This is a genomic window from Siphonobacter aquaeclarae (assembly GCF_900103285.1).
Lineage (GTDB): Bacteria > Bacteroidota > Bacteroidia > Cytophagales > Spirosomataceae > Siphonobacter > Siphonobacter aquaeclarae.
Genome location: NZ_FNGS01000008.1, coordinates 118,820 through 141,427, shown reverse-complemented (window position 1 = coordinate 141,427; position 22,608 = coordinate 118,820). Strand labels below are relative to the sequence as shown.

Below are 22,608 nucleotides of genomic sequence, written 5' to 3'. Positions count from 1 at the left end.
CAAAAAGTACGCATCCGGCGGAAACTATTCTGCTGAGACACGGGTTGCTTTTGAAATGAAACACCTATTTTCTGCCGTTTTTTAATATAAAATATGGCCGAAACTCTTATTTTTGGGTTTTCCGAGTACTTTATTTGGAAGCTCAGAATTCCATTTTTCGTTTCTCACGGTCCGAATGCTGCTCTTCAATCTTGGGTTTTTAGATATTGATTTTCTGGATGTACTGGATGTGCTCCTGGTTGCCTTCCTGCTGTATCAGGTTTATTTTCTGATACGGGGAAGTATTGCCAGCCGGGTATTTCTGGGCTACCTGCTGGTGTACGGATTCTACCTGATCGTGCGGGCGTTGAAGATGGAACTGCTGTCTACCATACTCGGGCAGTTCATGGAAATAGGCGTGCTGGCGCTGGTGATTATCTTCCAGCCGGAGATCAGGCGTTTTCTGTTTTTTGTGGGACGGTCCACCAACCTCCAGCAGTATCCGATACTACACCGGATTTTCAGTCAGAAATCGGAACGGCAGACTACCTGGGAGCTTCAGCCGGTGATCGACGCCACCAAGAAACTCGCCGCCAGCCGCACAGGCGCCCTGATGGTCATCAAGAAAGAAGATTCCCTCAAACGATACATCGAATCAGGCGATTCCCTGGACGCCCACCTTTCAAAAGCTCTTCTTCTCGCTATTTTTCAGAAAAACGGCCCACTGCACGATGGTGCGGTGATCATTTCCGACGGAAAGATCAAGGCCGCGCGGTGCATGCTTCCGGTCTCTGAAAACCCCGAAATTTCTCCAATTCTCGGCTTTCGCCACCGGGCAGCTATCGGCCTGTCGGAGCATTCGGACGCGGCGATTGTCGTGGTTTCGGAAGAACGCGGTGAGGTTACCCTCGTTACCGAAGGTGGCATACACCGGCACTTGCCCGTACACGATCTCCAGGAAAAGTTAGTAGAATACCTCAGCGAGCGCTAGGCTTTCAGCGCGGCCTGGTAGGTTTGGATAGCGCGCTCACGCGCGAAGGCGTGCTCGACAACCGGCGGCGGATACCCGAACGCATCGGCTTCCGGTACCCACTTCCGGATGTAGCGCCGGTGCGGGTCAAACTTCTGAGCCTGTAATGCCGGGTTGAATACCCGGAAGTACGGAGCGGCGTCACAACCGCTGCCCGCCGCCCATTGCCAACCGCCGTTGTTGGCAGCCAGATCATAATCCAGCAGCTTTTTCGCGAAGTACGCTTCTCCCCAGCGCCAGTCGACCAGGAGGTGCTTGGCCAGGAAACTCGCCGTCACCATCCGGACGCGGTTGTGCATGTAGCCGGTAGCGTTCAGTTCGCGCATGCCGGCGTCGACGAGGGGGTAACCCGTCCGTCCGTCACACCAGGCTTCAAATTCAGCTTCCTTATTCCGCCAGCGGATGCGGTCGTATTCCGGCCGGAAGGACAGCCCTTTTCCGACGTGCGGAAAGTGATGAAGGATCTGAAAATAGAAATCCCGCCAGATCAGTTCATTAAGATAGGTTGCGTTGTAGGCAAGGGCGTCCCGGACGAGGTCCCGAATGGAAATCGTTCCGAAGCGCAGGTGTACGGACAGGCGCGTAGTGCCCTCCATTCCGGGGAAATCCCGTGTTTCGGCATAGTGCCTGATGCGTTCGGAAGACCAGCTTCTTTCCGGAAAGGCAAATGCCGGCGTATCCTCAAAACCCATTTCTTCCAGGGAAATCAGGGGTAAAGGGGGCGTCTGAAAAAAGGCATCGAAATAGGTTTCGGTGGGATAGGAACGGGTATAAAAATCCGTCAGCGTTGCTTTCCACGCCCGGCTGTACGGTGTGAACACCGTATAGGGCGTTCCGGACTGGCTCAATACTTCCTTCTTTTCAAAAATGCATTGATCCTTGAAGGTATAAAACGCTTTCCGGTTGGCGTTGAGGAACTTACCGACGGCGTCATCCCGGTCAACGGCAGCGGGCTCGTAGTCGTGATTGGTGTATACTTCGGCGATGTCGTATTCATGCAGCAGCTTTTTCCACACGTCCACCGGCGCACCGTATTCGACCCGGATGGACGATCCCAGGGAAGCCAGTTCTTCCCGCAGCCGGCGTATTTCCCGGTGGATAAAGGTGACGCGCAGATCCCGTGGATCTGACAGCTTGTCCAGTATTTCCCGGTCGAAAATAAACAGCGGCAGCACCCGGTACCCGCTTTTCAACGCATAGTAAAGGGCGGCCTGGTCGTGCAGGCGGAGGTCTCTCCGGAACCAGCAAACGGCAATTTTTTCAGACATAACCGATCAATCGTTCTCCCTCAACCGGCCGCAGGTTCAAATTGTTTTGGCGCGGCTGATACCCGCCCGGATGGGAACCAATCCCGGGCGCGGCCCTGTTAGCACGGTGTCGGCAGGAAAGTACAGGGAGGTTTGCATCCTTCCTGAGATTCCTGCGATATTCGTCCGGCACTTACTACATATTTTGCACATGTTCCTTCATAACATAACCTATAGCATCGAGCACAACTCCCACGACGAATGGCTGACGTGGATGAAGGAAACCTATGTCCCGCAGGTACTTGCCACGAATCTTCCCATCGGCAACCGTATTTTCAAGCTGCTTACTGAGATCGACAACGGCGGAGTTACCTACTCGTTTCAGTTCTTTTTTGCCGATATGGAAGACTACCAGACCTTCCAGAATGACTATGCCGAGCGCCTGGCAGCGGAGGTAGAAAGACGCTACAAAGATCGCGTATTTTCCTTCCGGACCCTGCTTCAGGAGGTCTGATTCCCATTGCGGTACTTCATCAACACCGATTGAAAATTCTACTATTGCTATCGGGTACGTCGGCTCCGGAAACGTCTATTTCCAACAGGCCGGTCTCCTACCCCGTTTCGCTGAGTAACCTTTCACTCCAATAATTGAGCACGATGAGTACCTTACAACTTGAGTCTCTTTTTCCCGACGCGGAGCAGATTCCTTCGGAATTCCTGCTTTCCGAACCCGTAGAACAACGCGAATACCTCATTGGTGGCGCCATGAAGTCCTGGAACGGCGCCACCCAGGATGTTTACTCGCCGATTTACCACCGTACGAAAAACGGACTGGAGCAAATCCGGATCGGCAGCTACCCGGTTGTCGACGCCGCCAATGCCATGGAAGCCCTCTACGCAGCGGTCAAAGCCTATGACAACGGGCGTGGCGAATGGCCGACAATGTCAGTAGCCGATCGCCTCGCCTGCATGGCTACGTTTACCGAGAAAATGGTGCAGAAGCGGGCGGAAGTCGTGAAGTTACTGATGTGGGAAATCGGTAAATCACAAGCCGATTCTGAAAAGGAATTTGACCGGACCGTCCAGTACATCCACGATACAATGGATGAACTCAAGCGGATCGATCGCGAAAGTTCCAAATTCAGCCTCCAGGAAGGAATCATCGGCCAGGTACGCCGGTCTCCGCTGGGCGTGGTACTTTGTATGGGGCCGTTCAACTACCCCCTCAACGAAACCTATACCATGCTCATCCCCGCGATTCTGATGGGAAACGTGGTGCTTTTCAAACCTCCCAAGCACGGCACGCTGCTGCACTACCCGCTGCTCGAAGCATTCCGCGACAGCTTCCCGGCGGGCGTGGTCAATACGCTTTACGGCCGCGGAAACACGGTAGTACCGAGCCTGATGCAATCCGGAAAGATTGATGTACTCAGCCTCATCGGCTCCAGCCGCGTCGCTTCCGATCTCAAGAAACTTCACCCGAAAACCAACCGGCTGCGCGCCATCCTCGGTCTCGATGCGAAAAATGCGGGGATTATTCTCGAAAACTCCGACCTCGACCTGGCCGTGAAAGAATCCGTTCTCGGGTCGCTCTCGTTCAACGGCCAGCGGTGTACCGCGCTCAAAATTCTCTGGGTGCATAAAAATCGCGCCGAGGAATTCCTGGGCAAGTTCAGCGACGCCATCGGCAAGCTCAAACTCGGAATGCCCTGGGAAAAAGGCGTCAACATCACGCCCCTGCCGGAGCCGAACAAACCGGCCTACCTCGTTGAATGCATCGAAGACGCCAAGCTCAAGGGCGCCTCCGTCATCAACCCGAATGGTGGGGAAAATCATAAATCTTTCGTATACCCCGCGCTTCTGTATCCGGTGAAAGACGGAATGAAGATTTACCGGGAAGAGCAGTTTGGCCCCGTGATTCCGGTGGCGGTTTTCGACGACGTCGAACAACCGATCCAATACCTGATCGACTCCCAGCACGGCCAGCAGGTCAGTATTTTCGGCAGCGATCCGTCGGAAATCGCACACCTGGTCGACCAGCTCGTCAACCAGGTATCCCGGGTAAACATCAATGCCCAGTGCCAGCGCGGGCCCGACGTATTCCCCTTCACCGGTCGCAAAGACTCGGCAGAAGGAACACTGTCGGTCAATGATGCGCTGCGTTCGTTCTCCATCCGGACGATCGTCGCCACCAAAGAAACGGCTGAAAACAAGGCAATTGTCAATGAAATCCTGCGGGATAACGAGTCGAATTTTCTCTCGACGCGGTACATCCTGTAGTCTCCGGTTTCAGGTTTTTGCCCCTATCCCCGGTGTTTCGATGCCGGGGATTTTTGTTTTCCGGGCTATTCTTTTCCCCGGCTGATTTTATCCATACGCCATAAAAAAGGCCTGCCCTTTGAAGGCAGGCCTGGTGGCAAAACCGATATCCGCAAGTTTGCGATGACTTGTTTACTCCGAACGCAGGTATTTGTAAACAAGGCCGCCGGCAATGGCGCCGGCAACCGGTGCGGCGATAAATACCCAAAGCTGAGAAAGCGCCCAGCCACCTGCGAATATGGCCTGGCTGATACTTCTGGCCGGGTTGACCGACGTATTCGTCACCGGAATGCTGATCAGGTGGATAAGCGTCAGTGCAAGCCCGATCGCGATTCCTGCAAAACCGGCCGGCGCCTTTTCATCCGTTGAACCGAGAATCACCAGCAGAAAGAAGAACGTCATCACGAACTCGGTAACCAGTGCGGCGGTCAGGCTGTACCCGCCGGGAGAGTGCTCTCCGTATCCGTTGGCGGCGAAATCGCCGAGCTGGCTGCCGTTGCCGGTAGCAATAACCGAGAGCACAGCCGCGGCAGCAATAGCGCCGAGAACCTGTGAAATGATGTATGGAACCAGATCCCGGGTCGCTGTTCTTCCGCCCACCCACAAACCGATCGTCACCGCGGGATTTAAGTGAGCGCCGGAGATGGGGCCGAGCGAGTAGGCAATCGTTAAAACCGTCAGACCGAAGGCAAGCGATACACCCGCCAATCCGATTCCGACATCGGGAAATGCCGCGGCGAGTACGGCACTGCCGCATCCGCCCAAAACGAGCCAGAAAGTGCCAAGAAATTCAGCTATGTTCTTTTTCATGCAGATAGGATACTGTTTCTATTGGTAATACATAGGGCAATATTCGCATCTGCGGAGGGATAGCTATAGTATTTTTCGCTCAACGACAGCAAACAGGCTCTGAAAGGAAGCTATAGCGCCTTGAGCCGGGGCGTTACTGAGCCTTTGCGTCAACCCGGGTTTTCGGATCGGCGGGCGGCTGGCCGGGAGCATATAGTCTCCTGTAAACCAGCACAGTATGGGCAATATGAAAGAATAGAAACAGCCCAATTGTCACGCATACCGCCCAACGCCGGATAGGTAATCCGAACGAAAAGCGGCCGCCCAGGCGAAGTATGCCCGTCATCCAGAGTCCAGGCGTAAGCGCCGGAGCGAGAAAACCGGGAAGGCTGGTACTCCACCCGCTATACGGCAACAGGATGAGGAGCAACCAACTGAGCAGGTACAACCCCAGACCAACGCCATAGAGGTACCATCCCGTCCGGGAGCCGGCAATGGGCATCAAAAAAGCAAAGACAAAAAACAGCGTCCGGAACAGCTGCTCGCCGTATACAATCCAGGCGGGGATACCCCTGCCGAATACCTCAGGCTGGAACGCCGGCGGCAGGTAACCGGTCATTCCTATATTCCAGATCATAACCGGAACCGTGAGCAGCAGACAGGTGAGCAGGTATTTTTTCATGGTAGCTGATAAAAGTCGTTTCCTGCCTGCATGTATGCGATGACCTTTGTCAAAAACCCAAAATATGGGACGAAACCGCCCGATTTACCCGGTGGTCTGCGCCTTGCTGGCTATCAACGGACTCGGTGCGCTTCCGGCGGGATACAGTTTCATGGTGCATCCCGACGGCCACGCACTCGGCATGGATACCGGTATGCTCCGCTACTCGCCTTTTCGGGATTTTCTGATTCCGGGGATGCTGCTCTTTGTGTTTAATGGCTGCTTCAGCGTGGCGACGTTGTGGCTGTTGCTGAAAAAGCATGCGAACGCCCCGCGCTTTGTGGCTTTTCAGGGTGCTATTCTTGTGATCTGGATACTGACGCAGGTCGTGATGCTCCGGACCCTGAATATCCTGCATGTGGTCTTCGGAACAATCGGTCTGGTATTGCTTCTTCTGTCGAAAAAGGCCGTACGCGGGTAATCCTTTTACAAGAGCCGGTTGTGGACGGCATACGAAAGCGCTTCCACCATATTCCCCACGCCAAAGCTCTCGAAAATCTGGCGCCGGTAATACTTCACCGTATCCGCTGAAAGGCACAGGCGGTCTGCGATCTGGTTGATGGTCAGCCCCTGGGAATACAGCCGCAGTACTTCCAGCGCCCGGTCCGCCAGTTTGGGTTTGGGAACCCGCCGCCATACCCTGGCAACGGTATCCAGCTGCCAGACATCGTCCGAACCCTGCCTTTGAATGGAGATATTACCGGCCTGCTGATGCGGAGAAAGCGACACCAGGCACATGGCTTTCCACAACCTGCCTTCCCCGGTTAAAAACAAGGGGGTTAGTTTGTGGTTGATCAGTACCGCTTTTCCCGCTTCATTCACCAGGTGAAAATCATAGGTAATGTGGATCTCCTTTTTTTCTTCGACTGTGAGTGTTTCGAAGAAGTCAAACCCCAGTTCGTTGATCATTTCCAGCAGTTTCAGGTCTTCTTCCGGTACCTGTCTGAAATAGAACTCATAGCCCCAGGCCTGTACCTGTTCCGCGGAATGCCCGCATAGAAACAGCGGATTTTCCGAAACATACTCGAACCCCATTTTCTCATAATCAATGATATAGAGACTGGTATGGGTCAGGCGGGCAAATGACTTCACCGCTTCCAGGTAGTTGTCACACTGGCGCTGGTCTTCTTCCGTCACAGGTCCGACCTGGTTTTTCGTCAGCAGGGTAGTGGGCGGAATCTTCTTCATAAGCACAGAGGTGAAACACGGAAACTACACTTTTGTGTAATGGCCGGAAAGCTGTCCTTTCGGAACTTTGGCAAAAAAAGAAGCATGAAGCCAGCGCCAGCCGCCTTAACCGACGACGAGTTACAGCGCCTCAAAAAATCCGTTATCAGCAAGCTTCTGGGCATCGGTGGTGTCTGGGTCGTGCTGCTCAGCATCCTTGGTTATCAGGCGGTGCAAAAAGGAAATTATACGGTCTTCATTCTTCTTTCCATCATCAGCGCGCCGACCTGGATGCCGTTGCTGAAATCGTTGAAAGAACTTCAGAAAGAAATGGAAAACCGCCGGGCGGCCCATTCCTGAGCCACCCGGAAACGTATTTCCGGTTATTGATACATTTCCGATTGAAATCAGCAGGGCTTTTAGTCCTTATAGATCTCAACCACGATTTTTCCATCCGACTTCACGTACCCGCGGTACATCCCCTCGGAGTTGAAGGGCATCGCCAGATTCCCTTTCGCATCGAGGGCGATGACGCCGCCTTCTCCGCCTTTTTCGACGAGTTTTTTCAGGACTACTTCCTTCGCTGCGTCAGCAACGGACAGCCCCTTGTACTTCATCAGTGCGGCGATGTCATAGGCCACGACCGAGCGAATAAAGTACTCGCCGTGGCCTGTCGCCGATACCGCGCAGGTAGCATTGTCGGCATAGGTACCGGCGCCGATGATGGGAGCGTCACCTACCCGGCCATAACGCTTGTTGGTCATACCTCCCGTGGAAGTACCGGCGGCGAGGTTGCCGTTGCGGTCCAGCGCGACGCAGCCTACCGTACCGAACTTCTTTCCTTCTGTAAAGATCAGGTCATCGGCACGGCTGCCGGCTTTCTTCATATCCGGCTTTTTCGGTTTTTCTTCCGAATGATCGAGCTCTACCTTTTCCTGCTCAATGGCTTTTTGAAGCGCATTCCAGCGGCTTTCGGTGTAGAAATAACCCGGATCGACGATTTCAAGGCCTTTTTCTTTCGCGAATACTTCGGCCCCTTTGCCGATCAGCATGACGTGCTGGGATTTTTCCATGACGGCCCGGGCGGCTGAAATGGGGTTTCGGATCGTCGTCACACCCGCTACGGCTCCGGCTTTTCCGGTCTTTCCATCCATCATGGCGGCGTCCAGTTCGTTTTTCCCTTCGTGGGTAAACACGGCGCCTTTGCCGGCATTGAACAGCGGGGAATCTTCCATGACATGAATAGCCTCTTCCACGGCATCCAGGCTGGCGCCGCCTTTTTGCAGGACTGCGTACCCGGCTTTCAGGGCCTGTTCGAGCGCCGCGCGATAGGCTTTTTCCTTTTCAGGCGTCATGTTTTTCCGGGTGATGGTCCCGGCGCCGCCGTGAATCACCAGGGTAATATCCGATTGCCCGAAGGCAGGCGCGGCGGCAAGACCGGCCAGCAGCAGTAGCCATTTTTTCATGAAGTGTACGAGAAGAAGATTCGGATCAAGTTACGAAACGATCGGGGGCTCCCCGACCGCCCGTCGACAAAAAAAGGCAGACTCCGTGACGAAGCCTGCCTTTTCCGGGAAAACAGAAGTACTTTCTACACCCGTAAAAATGTCTTTTTCTTGTACATAAAATAAAGGAACGCCCACTTGACGGCCAGCACGCCGGTCATCAGCAGCGCCGCCTTCAGCCATTCCTGGGAGAGGAATCCAACCAATCCTCCGAAGAAAAACTTCGCCGCGTACTCAAAATCGATGAACTCGCCGGCGAGGTAAATCAGAATGGAGTTCATCCCGATAACGGTGAAAAAGAACGTCCATTTGTGATATCCTTTTACGTCAATGATCCAGTAAAACACCGCCAGCAATAACAGGCTGAGGCCGCCCGTTACGAGCATAAACGAGCTCGTCCAGAGGTTTTTATTGATCGGGAAGACAAAATCCCAGAGCCATCCGGCGGCCACAAATGCGGCGCCGAGTACCAGCAGCCGGGTCGTTTTCTTCTCCTGGCTGACCGACCGGCCGTCTTTCCGCAACAGCGTACCGGCATAGATACCGAGCAGGGCGTTGCAGATGGCGGGCAGGGTGGAGAGGAGACCTTCCGGATCGTGGACGGTTTTGTAGAGGTGTCCGGGCATCAGCAGCCGGTCGATATAGCCGGGCAGGCTGCACTCCATCGTCAGCACACCTGCGCCGCACCCCGGCACCGGAACGAGCGTCAGCAACGCCCAGTAGCCCAGCAAAATGCCGAAAAAGGCATAGTAGCGCCCTTTGTCTCCTGCGTAGAGGTAAATCAGCTGGGCAAACATCCCGGCCAGACCGATACGCCCGAGTACACTCCCGAACCGAAGCTCATGCCAGGGTTTTTCAAACAATCCGTTGTTGTAGATGATACCGAGGATCACCAGCACGACGCCGCGGGTGACTACTTTCTTCGCCAGTGCAGCCTTTGCATCTCCTTTTTCGAGGCGACTGCCGAGGGAAAACGGCGTCGATACACCTGCCATGAAAATGAACAGCGGGAAAATCAGGTCATATGCCCGGAATCCGTTCCATTCGGGATGGGTAAACTGATCGGCCAGAAAGAGGGCCCAGCCCCAGCCGGTCATTTTGGCGATGACGTGGAAGACGTCTTCCGCCCCCATGATCCAGAACATGTCGAACCCGCGGAGGGTATCGAGTGAAAGTAGTCGTTTGACAGGTAGAGGTTGCGCTACGCCGGGTTCAGCAGAAGCAGTGGCTACAGACATACGGGTTTGGGGGGAGAGCGTTTTGGTAGTTCGTAAAGATGGTCAAAAATGCCCTTTAATCCATATTGAGGCTATTTTTTTCGGGATGCCTTGCGCTTTTTATAGGCTTCGAAACGGTTTTGATACTCTTCCTTCTGCTCGGGTTTGTAGCGGCGCTGGTAGTCCGGCGGGAGATCGAGCAGCTCCGGCATCAGTTTCGGCGCCAGATCCGTGAGGGTATTTTTCCCGGAAGTACTTTTCGTAAGCCGGAACGAGTCGTATAGCTGACCGGTGACGGTATAGGATTGGTACGACAGGTTCTGCCCGTCGATCTCGACTGTCTGGTAAAGCTGCGTGTTGCTGGCGGCGCGGTCCATCCAGTCCTGCAAGCCGATGTCATACATTTTTCCACCGCTGACAGAAACCACATATACCGGGCCGTCCGGGTTTTTCCGGCTCATACCCACCGGCATATTGATGCCCCGCGCATAGGTATGGTCGTGCCCCTGGAGGACGAGGTCGACTTTGTATTTCTTGAAAATCGGCTCCATTTCGGCCCGCCAGTCTTCGTTGTCCCGGCCATTTTTAGTGGAATAGACCGGGTGGTGCTGCACGACAATTGTCCATTTCGACGGGTTATTTTTCAGCACGCCTTCCAGCCAGGCAGATTGCTTCGCCATGACTTCCTTGTCCTGCAAGGCGCCTTCCGAATCCAGCGAAATAAACCTTACGCCCTGGTAGTCCAGGAAATACGCCCGCTCTTCCATGCCGGCCGGGCCGTTTTCGGGCAGTGCGAACGACGGCCGCCAGTGCGGGGTAATCCGCCGCTTGCCGTTTTCACCTTTGAAGTACTCGTGGTTGCCGGGCGTTGCCAGCACCGGAATGACGCCATTGATCCAGCCGGAGGCTTCAAACCACTCGCCCCATTGCCAGTCGGCATTGGCCGTCGTAATCAGGTCTCCGGCATGAATGAGGAGATCCGCTTTCGGCATGGTACTATACGCGCCGCGGATGGTACGGGACCAGAGCGACCGGATTTCAATCTGCGCGTCTCCGAAATACAGAAAAGAGAACGGCGCGGGACTTTCCTGAGCGGTACGGAACTGAAACCATTCGCTCCAGTGGCTGCCGTCGCCGACGCGGTAGCTATAAAGCGTTCCGGGTTTGAGGCCGGAAAAATGAACGGTATGTGAGTGTGCGCCCCGGCCTTCGAGGATGACCTTTTCGGTTTGGGCGTTAACCGAAAGGGACGTTGCTGCGAGGTCCGGCGTCGGGTTGGCTTCCGTGATCATGCCGATGCCGGTTACCACGGTCGTATCCGTCCGCCAGCTAACCGACTGAGTAGTAGCAGCCTTGTTGTCCTTCCAGCCCAGCACTACCCGGTCGGGAAATACGCCGGCGGGATATTCCTTGTGCACCTGCGCGGTGACGCAGACCGATGTGAACGCTGCTGCCAGCAAGAGAAAAGAGGTTTTCATGGGTTTGGTGATTAACAGGGAAGGTATATACCGGATCTCCGGAAAACAGATACCTTCTGCCGGAAGGGTTGTTTCATTTTTTACATCCGGCCTATGGAAATCGATTCGGCGGCTGAAGAAAGAGCGGATACCCCGGCCCGGATTGTCCGTCACAGTACGGGATAGGGGTCTCGTTTTCAATACTCTTCTTTTGGGGAAAGAGGCCACTTTTCGAGGATATTTTGGAAGGCTAGTAGTCCACTCGCCCGCAGGGATGGTATTATGAAACGATTGTTTAGAAAGGAATTACGGTAATGTCACAACACAACGCGCTTCCCGAAGGCCTCTGGCCGGTTATGATTACGCCCTTTACAAGCAGCTATCAGCTGGACCTGGGAGGCCTGGAAAAAATCACCCGCTATTACATCGACGGCGGCTCCAACGGACTGTTTGCCAACTGTCTTTCGAGCGAGATGTTTCAGCTCACGGACGACGAACGCATACTCCTCACCCAAAAAGTGCTGGAGTTCTCGGCAGGACAGGTACCCGTAGTCGCCACGGGTACCTTCACCCGGGATCAATCCAAAAACGCCGATTTCATCAAGCGGATTTACGACACCGGCGTGCAGGCGGTCATCCTCATTACCAGCATGCTGGTGGAGCCTGATGAAAACGAGGCCATTCTCAAAAGCCGCCTCGAATACCTCATGCAGCAGACCGGGGATATTCCGCTGGGCGTTTACGAATGCCCCGTGCCCTACAAGCGCCTGCTCAGCCCGGACCTGATGAAGTGGATGGCCGACAGCGGCCGGTTTGTCTATCACAAGGATACCTCCTGCCACTCGGGCGCTATTGACCGAAAAGCCAAGGCGATTGCCGGTTCGGCGTTCGGGTTTTACAACGCCGATACGACGACGGCCCTCGACTCCCTCGATTCCGGAGGACGCGGTATCTCGCCGATTTCGGGCAACTTTTACATCGAACCGTATACCTACCTTCTGAAGGCATATAAGGAAGATGGACGGACCGAAGCGCTCAACCGCCTCCACGCGGTGCTGACGGCGATGGACCGCATCACGCACTCCTTCTATCCCTACTCTGCCAAGCTGTTCCTGCAGCGCCGGGGGATGAAAATCGAGGCTGTCACGCGGATTCCGCATGAAACGCTTTCGAACGTCGATCACCTGCGCCTCCATGCGCTTTCCGATTCGCTTCAACTGCTGAGCGAGCTCTACGGCTTCCCGCTGCTGCGCTTCTGATATCCGGAGGGGGTCGTACCGGTCCCCTCCTCTCTCACTTTACCTCTGCTCCTTTATGAAATCCCTTCCGTTTATCGACTTGAGTATCATCGGGATTTACCTGGTCGGAATGGTGGCTGTCGGCGTTTACTTTTCCCGGAAAAACCAGGACGAGAGCCAGTTCACCACCGCCTCCGGTAAAATCCCCGGCTGGGCGATCGGCATGTCGATTTACGCGACGTTCCTGAGCAGCAATACCTTTCTCGGCGTTCCGGGAAAAGCCTTCGGCTCCAACTGGAACTCCTTCGTTTTCAGTCTTTCCATGCCCCTGGCGGCTTTTCTGGCGTCGAAATACTTCATTCCTTTTTACCGGAGTACGGGTGAAGTATCGGCTTATACCCACCTTGAGCATCGTTTCGGCCCCTGGGCGCGGACCTATGCCGTGGTTTGTTTTCTGCTGACGCAACTGGCCCGGATGGGTTCTATTTTCTTCGGAATTGCGCTCAGCCTCCAGGCACTGACGGGCTACCCGATGGAAACCATCATGATCGTCGTCGGCATCTGCATTGTTTTGTATACCGTAATGGGCGGGATGGAAGCCGTTATCTGGACAGAAGTTGTGCAGGGCGTCATCAAAACCATCGGCGCGGTCATTATTCTCTGGCTGGTAGTGGATGGCATGCCGGGCGGCGTTTCGAAAATTGTTGAAATCGGCGAGGCAGACAACAAATTCAGCCTGGGCAGTTTTACCCCTGACTTCACGACATCTACATTCTGGGTTGTTCTCCTCTATGGTTTTTTCATGAACCTGAACAACTTCGGCATGGATCAAAACTACGTCCAGCGCTACCATACTACCGGTTCAACAAAAGAAGCCGCGGGTTCCATCTGGCTCTGCGTTTACCTCTACGTACCGATTTCCCTCATCTTTTTTGTCATCGGCAGCAGCCTGTATGGCTACTACCAGGCGCATCCGGAGTTGCTGGATACCATCCGGCAGCAGGTAGCCGCCGAACGCCTTCCGGGAGGGACTCCGGAAGCAGTGAAGCAGCTCGCTGCCAGCCTGACGCCGGCCGACTATGGCGACAAAGTCATGCCGCATTTTATGGTCACCAACGTCCCGAAAGGGCTTCTGGGGCTGATCGTGGCCGCCATTCTCTCCGCAGCGATGAGTACCATCAGCTCGGGGATGAACGCGTCGGCAACGGTATTTTCGGTAGACATTTACCAACGCTACATCAATCCGAAACCGGCCCGGCCGATGCGCCTGCTGTACATCGCGACGACGGCCTTCGGCCTCCTCGGCATGGCTACCGGTATCGCGATGATCGGGGTGAAAAGCGTGCTGGATGTCTGGTGGACACTTTCCGGCATCTTCGCGGGAGGTATGCTCGGCCTCTTTCTGCTGGGTATTGTCTCGAAACAAACCCGCAGCGCCGAAGCCGTCATTGCCACCTTCATCGGACTGCTGGTGATCCTGTGGATGACGTTTTCCCCGAAACTCCCGGAAGATTTTGTCCGGAGTACCTTCCACCCCAATATGATCATGGTGGTTGGTACGCTCACGATTTTCCTGGTCGGCGTACTGCTCACCCGGCTTCGCAAGCCGGTTCCTGCGTGATTGTCATTTCTCTCATCTACCGTTCTATACTACCATGTCCCCAATCGTTCAGATCTCCCTGGATCTAACCAATATCGACGAAGCGCTGGAAACGGCGGCCCTTGCCCTTCGCGCCGGTGTTGACTGGCTCGAAGCCGGCACGCCCCTTATTCTGGCAGAAGGCCTTCACGGCGTCCGGAAACTCCGGGAGGCGTTTCCCGGCGTCCCCATCGTGGCCGACCTCAAGACGATGGACGGCGGCTACCTCGAAGCGGAAATGATGGCCAAGGCCGGCGCTACGCACGTAGTGGTGATGGCCCGCGCCCATGCCGAAACGGTCAAATGCGTGGTTCAGGCCGGAAAAGACTTCGGTGTGAAAGTCATGGGAGATAACATGATTTCGGAGGATATGGTCGCCGGCGCCAAATGGCTCGAAGACCTCGGCTGCGATTACATCATCCACCACATTGGCTACGACGAGCGCCGCGGCATTGCGGCGCAGGGTCTTCGGATGCCCAGCCCGCTCGACCAGCTGCGGGATGTCGTCAATGCCGTCAGCATACCCGTGCAGGCTGTAGGCGGCCTTTCGCTGGAGCAGGCGATCCAGTGCCCGGCCTACGGAGCTCCGCTGGTGGTGCTCGGCGCTCCGCTGACCATCGATGCCGATGCATTCAAGACGGCCGACGGCAACCTGGAAGCTTCCCTCCGACTGATTTGCGAAAAGATCCATGCTTACGGCGACGTTGCCGTTTGATTCCACCCCTTTCCATGAACGCAGCAGTAGTTAATTTCTCGGCAGAGCGCGGCTCCGTCGAAATACGTGAAATTCCGGTTCCTGAAATCGGAGAAGAGGATGTACTCCTGGAGGTAGCGAATGTCGGCGTTTGCGGCAGCGACCTCCATCAGTGGACGGCCGATCACAGCTGGCACGTCAACTATCCCGTCGTACTCGGGCATGAGTTCGGCGGTACCATTGTCCATACCGGCAGCCGGGTGACGGGCTGGAAGGCCGGCGACCGCGTCGTCAGCGAAACCGCCGCCGTCATCGATCCGCAAAACCCGCTCAGCCGCCAGGGCCTGTATAACCTGGACCCGACGCGAAAGGGCTTCGGCTATGGCGTCAACGGCGCGATGACCAAGTTCGTCCGCGTTCCGGCGCGCTGCCTTCACCGCATTCCGGATTCGCTGCCGTTTGAGCAGGCGTGCCTGACGGAGCCCTGCTGCGTGGCTTACAACGCGGTAGTCGGCAATTCGCCGATCAAGCCGGGCGACCGTGTCATCGTCCTCGGACCGGGAACCATTGGCATCCTCTGCGCAGCGGTAGCCCGCCTGTGCGGCGCACAGGTGGCGGTTGTCGGGCTGGAAGCCGATCGCCACCGCCTTGAAATTGCGAAGCAATACGGGTGCGAAGCCATCATCGGCGACGCGTCGGAATGGGCCTTTGCGGCCGACGGCCAGGGCGCTGATGTTATCCTCGACGCCGCCGGCTCCAGCATTACATTGAAAATTGCGCTTCAGCTCGTTCGCCCCAACGGACATATCACGAAAGTCGGCTGGGGACCGCAACCGCTGGGCTTTTCGCTGGATCCCCTCGTTCAGAAAAATGTCACCCTTCAGGGCAGTTTCAGCCACAACTGGCCGATCTGGGAGAAAGTCATCTCGCTGCTGGCCAGCGGCCAGCTCGACGTACGCCCGATCATCGGCGGCGTCTGGCCGCTCGAAGAATGGCACGAAGCCTTCGAAAAAATGCATTCGGGAGAAGTGGTGAAGAGTGTGTTGAAGCCGTAGGGTGGCAGTCGGCTTTCGGCGATCGGTAGTCGGCTTTCGGTGATCGGCAGTCGGCTATAGGCTATAAGCAATAGGCCATAGGCAAGCTACCCGGGCTTGCCTATGGCTTTTTTTATGGGTCGGCAAAGAACGCATTGGATTCGGACGGCTTAAAGCTTATTGCCTACAGCCTATTGCTTTAAGCCTATTGCTAAAAGCCCCTCCCTCCCCCATCTTTGAGGAAATTGATTTCCTCATGAACAGACTACTGGCTCTTTTACTTCCCGTGGCGCTGGCTTTTCAATCGGGTGACCCGGACCGGGTCATCGACGGCAAGGCCTTCGACCAGCACATGAAACAACTCGCCTCTGATACCTTTGAGGGTCGGAAACCCTTTAGTACCGGCGAGGAAACCACCGTCAACTACCTCCGGGCTGAATTTCAGAAACTGGGCCTGAAACCCGGAAACGGCAAAAGCTATTTCCAGGATGTTCCGATGGTGGATATTCTGTCGAAACCTACCGGTCCGCTGGTATTTTCGGCGGCGGGCGGTTCGGCTTCGTTCAACTACCTCGACGACTTTGTAGCCGGCAGCCGCCGTATCGAGGAAAACGTAAAGATTCAGGATTCGGAAATGGTTTTTGTGGGATACGGTATCGTCGCACCGGAATACGGCTGGAACGACTATGCCGGTATCGATGTAAAAGGGAAGACGGTCGTGGTGATGGTTAACGACCCCGGCTTCGTCGACAGTACCCTTTTCCGGGGCAATAATATGACCTACTATGGCCGGTGGACCTACAAATTCGAGGAAGCCGCACGTCAGGGCGCTGCCGGTGTCCTGATTATCCACGAGAGCAAAGCTGCCAGCTACTGGTGGAGTGTTGTCCGGAGTGGCTGGTCAAAATCGAAACTGTACCTGCAGACGCCCGACCAGAACCGCTCCCGCGCCGCCGTGGAAGGCTGGATCACGCAGGATGCTGCACGCAAGCTCTTCCAACTCGCCGGGGTATCGCCGGAAGTCATGCGGGATGCCGGGCAGAAAGGCTTCAAGCCGGTACCTCTCCACGTAAAAGCTTCGCTGGGAATCCGGAATACCATCCGCCAGTCCACTTCCCGCAACGTCATCGCCGTTTTACCCGGAACACAACGCCCGGACGAAACCATCATTTACAACGCCCATTGGGACCACCTCGGCAAGGGCGAGGCCATCAAGGGAGATTCTATCTATAACGGCGCTGCCGACAATGCATCGGGCGTTGCCGCGATTCTGGAAATCGCCAAAGCGTTCACGCTGCAAAAGAAAAAGCCGGCCCGATCGATTGTTTTTCTGAGTGTAACGGGGGAAGAACAGGGTCTCCTCGGCTCAGAGTACTACGCCACGCATCCCGTTTTTCCGTTGAACAAGACCGTCGCCAATATCAACATCGACGTACTTCAGCCGTTTGGCCGGATGAAAGATGTGATTATCGTCGGAAAAGGGCAGTCGGAACTGGACGAATACATCGACGCGGAAGCGAAGAAACAGGGTCGTTTCACCCGGCCGGAGCCGAATCCGTCGGGCGGCTGGTACTTCCGGTCGGATCACTTCAATTTTGCGAAAGTCGGCGTACCCTCTGCCTACATCGAAAACGGCGTCGTCTCCCTTCAGCACGGCGAAGACTGGGGCAAGGCACAGAAAGAAGAATACAACCTCAGCCGGTACCACGCGCCGTCGGATGAGTACCGCAACTGGAATCTGTCCGGTATTGTGGAAGACATGCGTATTCTCTTCAATGTTGGCTACAGGCTTTCCAACGAAACGACCTTCCCCGGCTGGAAGCCCGGCTCGGAATTCAAAGCAGCCCGGGATGGTATGATGAAAAAAAAGTAGTCGGTTTGGGGGATTGGGAGGTAGTAAAAGGGAGTTTTCAGTTTACGGTTTGCTGTTTTCTGTTTGGCCCGGAAGTGGCTTCCGGCACACCGGAATGTCATTCACCCGAAACTGAAAACAGCAAACCGTAAACTGAAAACACGATGCAGTATCTTCGCCTCCTCACCCTCACCCTTCTCTCCCTTCCCGTTCTGGCGCAGGAATTTCCGCCGGAAATTGTGCGGTTTAAGGCACATCCGGGAAATCCTGTTTTTCAGGCGACGGGTACAGGTACCTGGGACGACAAGATCCGGGAACGCGGCTTCATTCTCCGCGAAGGCGCCAACTGGTACCTCTGGTATACCGGTTATAAAAAGGGCAGCGACCCGACGAAGTACCTCGGCCTGGCAACTTCCTCCGACGGCCTTACCTGGACCCGCCATACCGGCAACCCGATCCATACTACCGACTGGGTCGAGGATATGTTTGTCCACAAAGAGGGGAAAACCTATTACATGTTTGCGGAGGGGAAAGACGATGTCGCTCATTTGCTGTCGTCTGCCGACCGTATTCACTGGAAGGAACTCGGCCCGCTCGACATCCGGTATACCAACGGGCAGCCACTGACCAAGGGTCCTTTCGGCACCCCCGCAGTATGGAAGGAAAAGGGAACGTGGTACCTCTTTTATGAACGAAACGATGAGGCGGTCTGGCTGGCGACGTCCAAAGACCTGAAAACCTGGACCAATGTGCAGGACGAACCGGTACTCAGCAAAGGCCCGGAAGCGTATGACCGCTATGGTGTAGCATTCAACCAGATCATCCGGCACAAAGGCAAATACTATGCTTACTACCACGCGACGGCGTTTCAGGACTGGCGGGAATGGTCGGTCAACGTCGTCGTTTCCGACGACCTTATTCACTGGAAAAAGTACGCCGGCAACCCGATTGTCGGCCAGAATAAATCAAGCGGTATCGTCGTCCCGGATGGGAAGGGGTTCCGTTTGTATACGATGCACCCGGAGGTGAATGTGTATTTTTCGGGGAAGTAGGGGAAGCATGGGGCAGAGGGTTTGGGGTGCATTTCGGTGGGAGTAGGCCCCGGGCTGACCGCCTGGTGTAGGCCCCGGGCTGACGCCCGGGGTTAATGGGGTTAGACCCCTTCGGGGTCAGGGACACGCGGCATTACCCTCTGCCCCATGCTCTCTGCCCCCTGCTATTTCAACAACCAGATATCTGAAATCTTCGACTGCTTGCGCCAATTAAGCTGGGATTCTTCAGGGCCGTCGAACGTGACGCGGATCTGGCCGTCGCGGGTGAGTACATCGGGGATGAGCCACTCTTTCACCCCGTTTTCTTCTTTTGAATAGACGAGCGGTTCGAGGCGCTTGCCGTCTACCCGCAGCAGGGCGTCGCCCGACCCCACCACCCGGATGCGGTACTGCGCACCGGGATCGAGGAAGTCGTACTCCAGCTCAGGCAGTCGCTGGAAGGTCTGGAAAGACAGGCGTGCGCGGCTTTTGCCATTGTCCCACCAGGCGATATCGGTCGCGTCGTCCGAAATCGTTTTCACCCGCGGGCCTTTGCTGACGCTCGAGATATCGTCGTAAAAACTACCCGGACCGGGGTTTTCCCATTTCGCGATCTCAAGAAGCCGGGCCTGTTGTTTGGCAGGATCCGTCCATTGCCGGATGCGGCCGAATTCGTCCGAAAGCCACCAACGGTTGTTGAGAGGATAGTCTACAAAATCAAGCACGCAACCACGCTCATACCCTTTTGCCTGGTGTTTGGGTACGCTGGTTTGCAGACCGATGCTGGCATACAGGTCAGCGCACAGGTCTTCGATCCGCTTCCGGAGATCCGGAGAGATCGGAGCGCTGTCAGCCTGGTTGATTTTCGCCAGGGCCAGGTCCATTGCCTTGCCGGCGCCAAGCGTACCCGCCTGCGCCAGAAGGTCATTAGCCTGCTTTTCGAGGCCTGTTTCGTATACGAGGCGGCGACGGGTGTAGGCATCGTAATAGGCCCGCATCAGGTACAGCTGCCAGCGCCAGTTGGATTTCAGGGCCGGGTGCGCGGCTTCGAGTGTTTTCCAGAACGAGAGCGTCCCTTCTACTCCGCCGTTTTCCGCGAGCGGACCGGCCCAGTTTGCTTCCAGGGCAGTCAGCCCGGCTGCTGCCGGCGCTTCTGCCGAAGGACCGAAGAAAAAACGGGTATAGTCAGCCAGGATTTCGTTGACATCCATTTCCGGATCCCAGGCACGCATGCTCCAGACGACTTTGTTGAGGTCGTCGTGGCAGCCATCCGAATACGACACAAAACCGTCGGTAAACGGCGCATAGCGGGCATGCGTCCGGGCAACAAAAAACGGTCTCGGGTTGGCGGCTTCACGACCCAGGGTAAGGGCATAGGCCTGGTCCCAGCGTTCTACCGGAAACTCGCAGCGTACGTTATGGGTAATGTCCGGGTACTGACGGAGTTTATAGTTTTTCGGAAGACGGTAGCGGGTTTCCGACAACGACGGACTTCCCGGACCATGCGCCAGCCCTTCCAGCCACGCCGGCTTGTTTTGATCGAGGTACCGGTAGAAGTAATCGATCTGCTCCACACTGAAGCCTTGCAGCGACAGCCATATTTTGGCGTTGGGATGGTACTTCACCAGCCGGTCGTGCAGGTCTTTCAGGAAGGGCATCACTTCCCGGGGATGGTTGTCGCCGGGGTCTCCACCCGGAACGAAGATATGGTCCAGCCGGGGGCAGGCCTTGTAAAACTCTTCATGCAGGGCCAGCTCCGCCTTGCGTTTGGCCTCATCCGTGAGTTCGAAGGTCACCGGCGTCCAGACCCAATAATCCATATCATAATCACGGCAAAGCGCACTCATCCGGATCCGCATTTCCTTTGGCGAGATCTTGAAATGCGGGCTGCTCGTTTCTTCCTCGTGAAAAGGAATCCCCTCCACGGCGTTTGAGCCGAAAATGGCCAGCTCCCGGATATACTGCTCAAACTGCCGGACGGTCCAGGCATCGTACGAGTTGGCCGTATGCCGGTAGCCAAGCTGGTGCCCCCGGATCGGGTATTTCGGCGCGCTTGCTACGTCTACCGCACCGGGCAGCGTGAGGGTACCGGCGGCCATCTGCAGGTGGCGAAGGAGCCATCCGGCACCAAAAAGAACGCCGCGGGCGTCGGCGCCGATGACCCAGATCGTCGTCCCTTTCGCGCCGGCTTCGCTTACTACGCGGTAGCCTTCCGCCTTATCAACGGCCGGTCCGGCGGGTACCGGTCTCCCCTGCAAGTCGCGGTCGCCCGCCAGCACCAGCGCGATGGTCGTTGCCGAAAATCCGTTGCCGGGATTGAGTTTGGTACGACTGGTGATTTCCTCCCGGAGCATGCGCGGGGCGGTCTCCCGCATGGGCAGCGGAATGGAGGATGAAACGGCAATAGTTGCCTTTTTCAGGTCTGTTTGAGCCCAAAGAGGTGCCACGCTCAGGCAAAGCGCGAGCAAAAACAGCTTCTTCATGTATTGGAGTTAGTGTGAGGTTTGAAGACTGCGTATCTGTCCGGCAATCCATTCCATGTCGGCCCGGGTCCCGAGCAATACATGCTGGAATATCCAGACGGCTTCGTCGCTGCAGGCCTTTTCGGCAACCGGGCAATGCACGTTTGCATAGTCGACCGACTCCGGAATGGCATAACAGAGAAAGTTCTTATGTTGAAAAACAGGCTGTTTGTACAACGGATGCGGATAGCCGCCCGAGCAGGGCACACCTGTTGCCGCCAGCTTCTGTACGAACTCCTGTTTGCTCATTCCCCCGAAAAAAGAAGCATCATACCGGAAGATATAGAGGTGGTAGCTATGGCGGATGGGTACATCTCCCCGGCTCAACGGCCGGATGCCGGGAATATCCCGAAGTAACTCGTCGAGATACAGGCCATTCGCCTCCCGCTGAAGGGTTTGCGCTTCCAGCCGGGCCAGCTGCGCCGAAAGCAATACCGCCTGCAACTGGGTAATGCGGTAGTTACAGCCCGGGTTGAAGTGATCGTACCATTGTCCTTCCGGCAACCGGCCGACATTCCGGAGCGATGCCATCGTCCGGTGCAGGTCGTCGTTATTCGTGATGACAATACCCCCTTCTCCGCTGGTGAGGTTTTTGGAAGACTGGAAACTGAAACTGCCGGCGTCGCCGATGGAGCCCAGCTTCCGGCCTTTGTACTCCGCTCCATGCGCATGGGCGGCATCCTCGATGACCCGGAGGTTATGCCGGCGGGCAATGCCGAGGATGGCGTCCATGTCACAGGGAAGTCCGGCGAAATGAACCGGAATAATGACTTTTGTCCGTTCGGTAATTGCCGCCTCGATCGCAGCCGGGTCGAGGTTATAGGTATCCGGATGGATATCCACAAAAACGGGTACGCAGTTGACCTCGATGACGGTGGAGGCCGTCGCGATGAAGGTATACGGCGGAACGATGACTTCGTCTCCCGGCCGGACGCCGCAGGCCATCAGAGCGAGGCGGAGCGAGACAGAACCGTTGACACAGGTAACGCCATGACTGGCGCCGCAGTAGCCGGCGAAGGCCTCTTCAAAATCGGCAACGGCTTCCGTGCAGTCGGGATTACCCCATTTTCCGCTGCGGACGACGTCGGCAACGGCTTGCACTTCGGTTTCGTCGAACTGAGGCCAGGAGAAAGAAGGAACGGACATAGAAGTTAGAGGTTCTGAAAA

The 22,608-nt window shown here is 55.9% G+C and carries 20 protein-coding genes; 11 read left to right on the top strand and 9 right to left on the bottom strand.

Annotation, left to right across the window (positions count from 1 at the left end):
• Nucleotides 1-175 precede the first annotated feature (175 nt).
• Complete coding sequence (cdaA, locus tag BLR09_RS20060; protein WP_093207207.1) at nucleotides 176-970, top strand: diadenylate cyclase CdaA; 795 nt, start codon at nucleotides 176-178, stop codon at nucleotides 968-970.
• Here the strand turns inward: cdaA and BLR09_RS20055 are convergent.
• On the bottom strand, nucleotides 967-2,277 hold the full coding sequence (locus BLR09_RS20055; RefSeq protein ID WP_093207204.1) for a cryptochrome/photolyase family protein: 1,311 nt from the start codon (nucleotides 2,275-2,277) through the stop codon (nucleotides 967-969). The two genes, cdaA and BLR09_RS20055, sit on opposite strands and share 4 nt — an antisense overlap.
• Before the next feature lie 190 nt (nucleotides 2,278-2,467).
• Between BLR09_RS20055 and BLR09_RS20050 the strand changes: the two genes are divergently transcribed.
• Together BLR09_RS20050 and BLR09_RS20045 are read left to right on the top strand one after the other, a co-directional pair.
• On the top strand, nucleotides 2,468-2,770 hold the full coding sequence (locus tag BLR09_RS20050) for a DUF4286 family protein (RefSeq protein WP_093207202.1): 303 nt from the start codon (nucleotides 2,468-2,470) through the stop codon (nucleotides 2,768-2,770).
• Nucleotides 2,771-2,913: 143 nt separating this feature from the next.
• Nucleotides 2,914-4,536, top strand: a complete 1,623-nt coding sequence (locus BLR09_RS20045; protein WP_093207199.1) for an NADP-dependent glyceraldehyde-3-phosphate dehydrogenase — start codon at nucleotides 2,914-2,916, stop codon at nucleotides 4,534-4,536.
• Between the two features lie 171 nt (nucleotides 4,537-4,707).
• On the opposite strand, the gene aqpZ is transcribed toward BLR09_RS20045, so the two are convergent.
• Complete coding sequence (gene aqpZ / locus BLR09_RS20040) at nucleotides 4,708-5,385, bottom strand: aquaporin Z (protein ID WP_093207197.1); 678 nt, start codon at nucleotides 5,383-5,385, stop codon at nucleotides 4,708-4,710.
• Between the two features lie 133 nt (nucleotides 5,386-5,518).
• Nucleotides 5,519-6,046, bottom strand: a complete 528-nt coding sequence (locus BLR09_RS20035; protein WP_093207194.1) for a hypothetical protein — start codon at nucleotides 6,044-6,046, stop codon at nucleotides 5,519-5,521.
• A gap of 64 nt (nucleotides 6,047-6,110) precedes the next feature.
• Here BLR09_RS20035 and BLR09_RS20030 point away from each other — a divergent pair, with 64 nt between their 5' ends.
• Nucleotides 6,111-6,506, top strand: coding sequence for a hypothetical protein (locus BLR09_RS20030; protein ID WP_093207192.1), 396 nt, complete (start codon nucleotides 6,111-6,113; stop codon nucleotides 6,504-6,506).
• A 5-nt stretch (nucleotides 6,507-6,511) separates the two neighbouring features.
• On the opposite strand, the gene BLR09_RS20025 is transcribed toward BLR09_RS20030, so the two are convergent.
• Nucleotides 6,512-7,273, bottom strand: coding sequence for a helix-turn-helix transcriptional regulator (locus BLR09_RS20025; protein ID WP_093207189.1), 762 nt, complete (start codon nucleotides 7,271-7,273; stop codon nucleotides 6,512-6,514).
• An 84-nt stretch (nucleotides 7,274-7,357) separates the two neighbouring features.
• On the opposite strand from BLR09_RS20025, the gene BLR09_RS20020 reads away from it, so the two are divergent.
• On the top strand, nucleotides 7,358-7,612 hold the full coding sequence (locus tag BLR09_RS20020) for a hypothetical protein (RefSeq protein ID WP_143011167.1): 255 nt from the start codon (nucleotides 7,358-7,360) through the stop codon (nucleotides 7,610-7,612).
• 59 nt (nucleotides 7,613-7,671) lie between these two features.
• Here the strand turns inward: BLR09_RS20020 and BLR09_RS20015 are convergent, their stop codons facing one another.
• The 3 genes from BLR09_RS20015 to BLR09_RS20005 all read right to left on the bottom strand — a co-directional run bounded on the left by BLR09_RS20015 (nucleotide 7,672) and on the right by BLR09_RS20005 (nucleotide 11,452).
• Nucleotides 7,672-8,718 carry an isoaspartyl peptidase/L-asparaginase family protein gene (locus tag BLR09_RS20015; RefSeq protein WP_093207184.1) on the bottom strand — a complete coding sequence of 349 codons (1,047 nt, stop codon included), beginning with the start codon at nucleotides 8,716-8,718 and terminating at the stop codon, nucleotides 7,672-7,674.
• Between the two features lie 125 nt (nucleotides 8,719-8,843).
• Nucleotides 8,844-9,995, bottom strand: a complete 1,152-nt coding sequence (locus BLR09_RS20010; RefSeq protein WP_093207182.1) for an acyltransferase family protein — start codon at nucleotides 9,993-9,995, stop codon at nucleotides 8,844-8,846.
• Between the two features lie 71 nt (nucleotides 9,996-10,066).
• Nucleotides 10,067-11,452: a purple acid phosphatase family protein gene (locus tag BLR09_RS20005; protein WP_093207552.1), complete on the bottom strand. Its 1,386-nt coding sequence runs from the start codon at nucleotides 11,450-11,452 to the stop codon at nucleotides 10,067-10,069.
• A gap of 293 nt (nucleotides 11,453-11,745) precedes the next feature.
• Between BLR09_RS20005 and BLR09_RS20000 the strand changes: the two genes are divergently transcribed.
• The 6 genes from BLR09_RS20000 to BLR09_RS19975 all read left to right on the top strand — a co-directional run bounded on the left by BLR09_RS20000 (nucleotide 11,746) and on the right by BLR09_RS19975 (nucleotide 18,940).
• Entirely contained in the window at nucleotides 11,746-12,690 is a 945-nt protein-coding gene (locus BLR09_RS20000) for a dihydrodipicolinate synthase family protein (RefSeq protein WP_093207179.1), read from the top strand.
• 55 nt (nucleotides 12,691-12,745) lie between these two features.
• The gene (locus BLR09_RS19995; protein ID WP_093207177.1) at nucleotides 12,746-14,290 is read left to right on the top strand and encodes a sodium:solute symporter family protein; all 1,545 of its coding nucleotides are present in this window, start codon (nucleotides 12,746-12,748) and stop codon (nucleotides 14,288-14,290) included.
• Between the two features lie 34 nt (nucleotides 14,291-14,324).
• On the top strand, nucleotides 14,325-15,023 hold the full coding sequence (locus BLR09_RS19990) for an orotidine 5'-phosphate decarboxylase / HUMPS family protein (RefSeq protein WP_093207174.1): 699 nt from the start codon (nucleotides 14,325-14,327) through the stop codon (nucleotides 15,021-15,023).
• 14 nt (nucleotides 15,024-15,037) lie between these two features.
• Entirely contained in the window at nucleotides 15,038-16,057 is a 1,020-nt protein-coding gene (locus tag BLR09_RS19985; protein ID WP_093207172.1) for a zinc-binding dehydrogenase, read from the top strand.
• A 235-nt stretch (nucleotides 16,058-16,292) separates the two neighbouring features.
• The gene (locus BLR09_RS19980; RefSeq protein WP_093207169.1) at nucleotides 16,293-17,909 is read left to right on the top strand and encodes a M28 family metallopeptidase; all 1,617 of its coding nucleotides are present in this window, start codon (nucleotides 16,293-16,295) and stop codon (nucleotides 17,907-17,909) included.
• Between the two features lie 143 nt (nucleotides 17,910-18,052).
• A complete protein-coding gene (locus BLR09_RS19975; protein ID WP_176785624.1) occupies nucleotides 18,053-18,940 on the top strand; it encodes a glycoside hydrolase family protein in 888 nt (295 codons plus the stop codon).
• Nucleotides 18,941-19,104: 164 nt separating this feature from the next.
• Here the strand turns inward: BLR09_RS19975 and BLR09_RS19970 are convergent, their stop codons facing one another.
• Both BLR09_RS19970 and BLR09_RS19965 read right to left on the bottom strand, forming a co-directional pair.
• Entirely contained in the window at nucleotides 19,105-21,402 is a 2,298-nt protein-coding gene (locus BLR09_RS19970) for a hypothetical protein (protein WP_093207167.1), read from the bottom strand.
• A 9-nt stretch (nucleotides 21,403-21,411) separates the two neighbouring features.
• Nucleotides 21,412-22,587, bottom strand: coding sequence for a DegT/DnrJ/EryC1/StrS family aminotransferase (locus BLR09_RS19965; protein ID WP_245689964.1), 1,176 nt, complete (start codon nucleotides 22,585-22,587; stop codon nucleotides 21,412-21,414).
• Nucleotides 22,588-22,608 lie beyond the last annotated feature (21 nt).